Raw genomic sequence first — 5,192 nt, 5'->3', positions numbered from 1 at the left:
TCCATGGAGGTGTGGATCTCGTCGCCGGTGCGGTCGAGGAAGCCGGTGTTGATGAACACCACGCGGTCGACGGCTTCCTTGATGCAGGCGGCGAGGTTGACCGTCGTACGACGCTCCTCGTCCATGATGCCGACCTTGAGCGTGTTCTCCGGAAGCCCGAGGACCTGCTCGACACGGCCGAACAGTTCGGTGGTGAAGGCAACCTCCTCGGGACCGTGCTGCTTGGGCTTGACGATGTAGATCGAGCCGGTGCGGCTGTTGTCGAGCGGTCCGTTGGCGTCACTGATCGAGAGGCCGTGCACTGCACAGGCACTGGTGATCAAGGCGTCGAGGATGCCCTCGGGGACCTCGTTGCCGTCGGCGTCGAGGATCGCGGGGTTGGTCATGAGGTGACCGACGTTGCGGACGAACAGGAGCGAACGACCGTGCAGGCTGAGTTCGCTGCCGTCGACTGCGGTGTACTTACGGTCGCCGTTGAGCGTGCGGGTGAAGGACTTGGCGCCCTTCTTGATCTCCTCGGACAGGTCACCACGGTTGAGACCCAACCAGTTTCGGTAGCCGACAACCTTGTCGTCGGCGTCGACAGCGGCGACAGAGTCCTCGAAGTCCATGATCGTGGTGACGGCGGATTCGAGAACGACGTCCTTGACGCCGGCGGCGTCGGTGCTGCCGATCGGGGACGAGGCGTCGATCTGGATCTCGGCGTGCAATCCGTTGTTGAGCAGCAGGATGCTCGTCGGTGCGTCCTTCTCGCCGAGGTAGCCGACGAACTTCTCCGGCTGGGCGAGCGTGGTGACAGTACCGTCTGCCAACGTGATCTTCAGTTCACTGCCGTCGATAACGTACTTGGTTGAATCTGCATGCGATCCCGACGCGAGAGGTGCTGCCGCATCGAGGAATTCACGCGCCCAGGCGATGACCTTGTCGCCGCGGACCTTGTTGTAGCCGGAACCCTTCTCGGCGCCGTTCTCCTCGGAGATGGCGTTGGTGCCGTACAGCGCGTCGTACAACGAACCCCAGCGGGCGTTGGACGCGTTGAGTGCGAAGCGCGCGTTGAGGATCGGCACGACCAACTGCGGGCCGGCCGTCGAGGTGATCTCGGTGTCGACGTTCGCGGTGGTGACCGAGAACTCGGCAGGCGTCGGCAGGAGGTAGCCGATTTCCTGCAGGAACGCCTTGTACGCGGCGGCGTCGATGGGAGCGCCGGCGTGATCGCGATGCCACTGATCGATCTGAGCCTGCAGATCGTCACGCTTGGCAAGCAAGTCGCGGTTCTTCGGTGCGAGCTCGGTGATGACCTTGTCGGCGCCGGCCCAGAACGTCTCGGCGTCTACACCGGTGCCGGGAAGAGCCTCCTCGACCACGAAGTCGTAGAGAACCTTGGCAACCTGAAGACTGCCGACCTGAACGCGCTCAGTCATGAATAGCCTCACTTTTCCGAAAGCGGAGCATCACATATGGATGCCATGAACCAACATCAATGTTACCTGGGAGTATTCCCACCGCTGTCCGCGCCCTGAGCTGCGATAATCGGGCGCGAAGAGCTGAAACGATCAAGTGAAATTCGTTCTGTCTAGAGTTTGCGCGCGGAAATCTCGAAACCAGCCGCGCGTAGACGCTCGACCAGGACGTCGCCGAGCGCTGTCGCTGGAGTCAAAACGCCGGTGGCCGGGGGAAGAGCATTTTGGTCCTTTGCCAACGACAACGCAGATTCGCCGAGCATTACCGCCGTCGCGCTGTATCCCGGGTCGCCCTTCGCCTTCACTCGTGATGTGTATCGGGCGCCGGTCGTGGTCGTGGTGAACACGTCGAGCGTGAAGTGGCCCTTCTTCTGGGTGCTCTCGCTCGGACCTTCACCGGGAGCCGGCAATACCTTGTCGAGAAGGAAACGTGTCGGAGGTAGAGCGAGTCCGGCGACCAGCGCGCCGAGGCCGACCGCCACGCCGCCCGCAATCACCGGTGACACCACCGATGAGCCGACGCTCATCACCTCGCTGTACTTGAACTTCTTGCCGTACGCCCACTCTCGGAGCGCATTGCTGCGACGGACGACTCGTGTGTTGTACGACGCCATCACGAACGGCGCTTTCCACCCCTTCAACGACGGATCGATCTTCTTGCCGTCGACCACGCTCACGTCGCTCTGGCGTCCGAGTTCGGGCTCCCGATCACGATCGGGGCTCAGCGAGTACGGCGAGGCAGCAAGTTTCCGCAGGCGCGCATCGTCTTTCGACACGTCGATCTGGTTGCGAAGCGAATCGATGGTGCCACCGCTCACGCCGCCGCGCAGGGCCGTGACCACCAGGGTGGTGTCGGTGAGCTCGCCGGCGCCGTCGGCGGCGACCTTCTCGTGCAGGACGTGAACTCCGAGATCGGAAGGGATGGAATCGAATCCGCAGGAATGGACGATCTTGGCACCGGTCGACACGGCCAGGGCGTGGTTAGCGTCGATGCTCTCGCGGTGGAACAGCACCTCGCCGGTGAGGTCGACGTAATGAGTTCCGGCGGAGGCGCATTCGTGAACAAGGGCGTGGCCGTACTTGGCATACGGGCCGACCGTGGTGGCGACGACCCGGGTTCGCTGGGCGAGTGCCTTCAGTGCGGTGGCGTCGTCGGCGTCGGCGATGATCAGGGGGAGATCGGCAGCGGCGGTACCCAGATCGGCGCGAGTGGCTGCCAACTTCTCGAGGGAACGGCCACCGAGGCCGATCTTCGTGCCTTCGGGAGCATGTTTGACGAGGTAGTCGGCGAGTAGCTTACCGACGAAGCCGCTCGCTCCGTAGACGATGATGTCGAGTTCTCGGGCGGGCGAGGTTCCAGTCATGGAGCCAGCCTACAAACGAGCACCCGAAAGTGATGTGACCGAGGTCACTCGGCGGGGAGGGGTTCCTTGACGACGAGGATCGGAGCCTCCACTTCGAGTAGGAGACGCTGCAGCGGGCGTTCGAGGAGGAACTTGCCGATGGGGGACATCCGGCGTGTTCCAACGATCAGGAGATCGACACCCGCGTCGTGGACCAGGTCGACGAGCGCGGTCACCGGATCGCCGTCGTGCTCGGTGGTGCGCAGATCCCACTTCGTCTCCGAGAATCCACCGGCGTCGAGCGCTGACTGGATCTCGCCGCGAAGAGCGGCCCGATCGTCCTCGGTGTCTCCGAGGTTGACCGTGCCTCCGATGTTGACGTCGTCCAGGACGTGCAGAACCAGCAGTTCCTCGCTTCGACCCACGGATTCCCGTGCGGCGGCCACGATTGCGGCGCGGCCTTCCGGGCTGTCCTTGTGTACGACGGCGATCGTCATGGTTCCTCCGAGTCGGTGAGCAGTGTCGGCTCCATTATCGCCTGCAATGCTGTGCTCTACCTGAAATGAGCTACTCGACACGGGGGTTTGGGGGTGACGAGATCGCCACATCGGGGCGCCTAGGTGCCGCCCATCACGAATGCGGCGTGCTGCCGATCACCACGGCGAAGGTTTGTAATCCTTGAGGAAGCAGCCGTGCAGGTCGACGCCCAGTTCACCCTGAACGATGGGGTCGTAGACGCGGGCGGCACCGTCGACGAGGTCGAGTGGCGCGTGGAAACCTTCGTCGGCCAGACGCATCTTGGTGAAGTGCGGGCGTTCGTCGGTGATCCAACCGGTGTCGACGGCGGTCATGAGGATGCCGTCGTCGAGCATTTCCTTGGAGCTGGTGCGGGTCAGCATGTTCAGTGCTGCCTTGGCCATGTTGGTGTGCGGGTGGCCAGGGCCCTTGTACGCGCGGCTGAACTGGCCTTCCATGGCGGAGACATTCACGACGTACTTGCGTCGCGCAGCTGCCGCGGCCATCGATGGGCGCAGGCGTGAAACGAGGATGAAGGGCGCGACCGAGTTGCAGAGCTGGACTTCGAGAAGCTCGATCGGATCGACCTCTTCGACGGTCTGAACCCAGCTGTTGGTGTGCGCGAGGTCGGGCAGCAGCCCGCCCGCGTCGATGGCGATGCCTTGCTCGATGCGATCGGGTGACGCCGACTTGGCGACGAGGGCGAGTGAACTGACCGCGTCGGCGGACAGATTTCCGGAGGTGATGCTTGCGACGTCCGACAGCGATCCGGCCAGAGCCGCGGGGTGAGCGTCGCTCGTCTTGCCGAAGGTCAGGACATCAGGGAGTTCACCGGCGGGCAGCGCACCGGACTCGGCGTCGACCAGAGCGCCGTAGGCACCGGGGGAGCGTCGGACGGTTTGCGCGGCGTTGTTGATGAGGATGTCGAGTGGACCCTGTGCGGCAACGGAATCCGCGAGTGCAACAACCTGGGCGGGGTCGCGGAGGTCGATGCCGACGATGCGCAGACGGTGAATCCAGTCGTTGCTGTCTTCCATCGCTTTGAATCGGCGGATCGCGTCGTTGGGGAATCGCGTCGTGATGGTCAGATGTGCGCCGTCACGCAGCAGGCGCAACGCGATGTACATGCCGATCTTCGCGCGGCCGCCGGTCAGAAGTGCGCGTCGGCCGGTGAGATCAGTGCTGGCATCACGTTTGCTGCGGCTGGTGGCAGCGCAATCGGGGCACAGTTGGTGGTAGAAGGCGTCGACTGCGGTGTAGCGCTGCTTGCAGATGTAGCACGGCCGCGCCTTGATGAGCGTTCCGGCGGAGGCGCCGGCGGTGTTCGACTTGATCGGAATGCCTGCGGTCTCGTCGTCGATGCGATCGGGTGAACCGGTGGCAGTCGCAGCGACCACTTGGCGGTCGGCTTCGTTGACGGCTGCGCGCGAGGCGAGGCGACGCTTCTTCTTGAGTCGCTTGAACAGATGGCCGACAGCGCGCTGCATGGTGATCGAATCGGGATGCTCGTCGTCGAGTTCGGCGGCTTCGGAAAGGACCTTCAGGCAGATTTCGAGTTCCGCGGGGTCGAGTCCGGTGAGTTCGGCTCGAGCAGATTCTGAATCGGCTGTTTCCAGCGAATCTGCCTGCAGTGCATCCGACTTCTTGGTGTCTGTATCCACTTCGAACTTCTGTTCCATCTCGATCGCCGCTCGCGCGGACTGTTCCCTGGTGCGGGAACTTCGCCAATTACGAGAAAAGCTCCGGTTCGATGAACCGGAGCTTTTCCTGTCTGTCTCAACACAGAGTGTCCGAGGGGGGACTTGAACCCCCACGTCCGTTAATAGGACACTAGCACCTCAAGCTAGCGCGTCTGCCATTCCGCCACTCGGAC

General features: G+C 63.3%; 4 protein-coding genes and 1 tRNA gene. All 5 read right to left on the bottom strand.

Going from position 1 to position 5,192, the window contains the following annotated elements:
* On the bottom strand, positions 1 to 1,421 hold a 1,421-nt coding region (locus QM609_RS29050), incomplete at its 3' end, for a malate synthase G (protein WP_283337651.1).
* 152 nt (positions 1,422 to 1,573) lie between these two features.
* Positions 1,574 to 2,824, bottom strand: a complete 1,251-nt coding sequence (locus QM609_RS29045) for a saccharopine dehydrogenase family protein (RefSeq protein ID WP_050656174.1) — start codon at positions 2,822 to 2,824, stop codon at positions 1,574 to 1,576.
* Positions 2,825 to 2,868: 44 nt separating this feature from the next.
* Positions 2,869 to 3,300 carry a universal stress protein gene (locus tag QM609_RS29040; RefSeq protein WP_003946198.1) on the bottom strand — a complete coding sequence of 144 codons (432 nt, stop codon included), beginning with the start codon at positions 3,298 to 3,300 and terminating at the stop codon, positions 2,869 to 2,871.
* Between the two features lie 156 nt (positions 3,301 to 3,456).
* Complete coding sequence (locus QM609_RS29035) at positions 3,457 to 4,998, bottom strand: SDR family NAD(P)-dependent oxidoreductase (RefSeq protein ID WP_074447104.1); 1,542 nt, start codon at positions 4,996 to 4,998, stop codon at positions 3,457 to 3,459.
* 108 nt (positions 4,999 to 5,106) lie between these two features.
* Positions 5,107 to 5,192 (bottom strand) — tRNA-Leu (locus QM609_RS29030).

It is taken from the genome of Rhodococcus sp. IEGM 1302 (assembly GCF_030056935.1).
Classification (GTDB): domain Bacteria; phylum Actinomycetota; class Actinomycetes; order Mycobacteriales; family Mycobacteriaceae; genus Rhodococcus_F; species Rhodococcus_F qingshengii.
Note: the sequence above shows the minus strand (reverse complement) of the source record. Positions and strands in the feature narration are given on the sequence as shown.

Bases quoted from the DNA above. Each gene is read 5' to 3' on its own strand.
- QM609_RS29045 (WP_050656174.1), bottom strand. From the start codon at position 2,824: ATGACTGGAACCTCGCCCGCCCGAGAACTCGACATCATCGTCTACGGA.
- QM609_RS29040 (WP_003946198.1), bottom strand. From the start codon at position 3,300: ATGACGATCGCCGTCGTACACAAGGACAGCCCGGAAGGCCGCGCCGCA.
- QM609_RS29035 (WP_074447104.1), bottom strand. From the start codon at position 4,998: ATGGAACAGAAGTTCGAAGTGGATACAGACACCAAGAAGTCGGATGCA.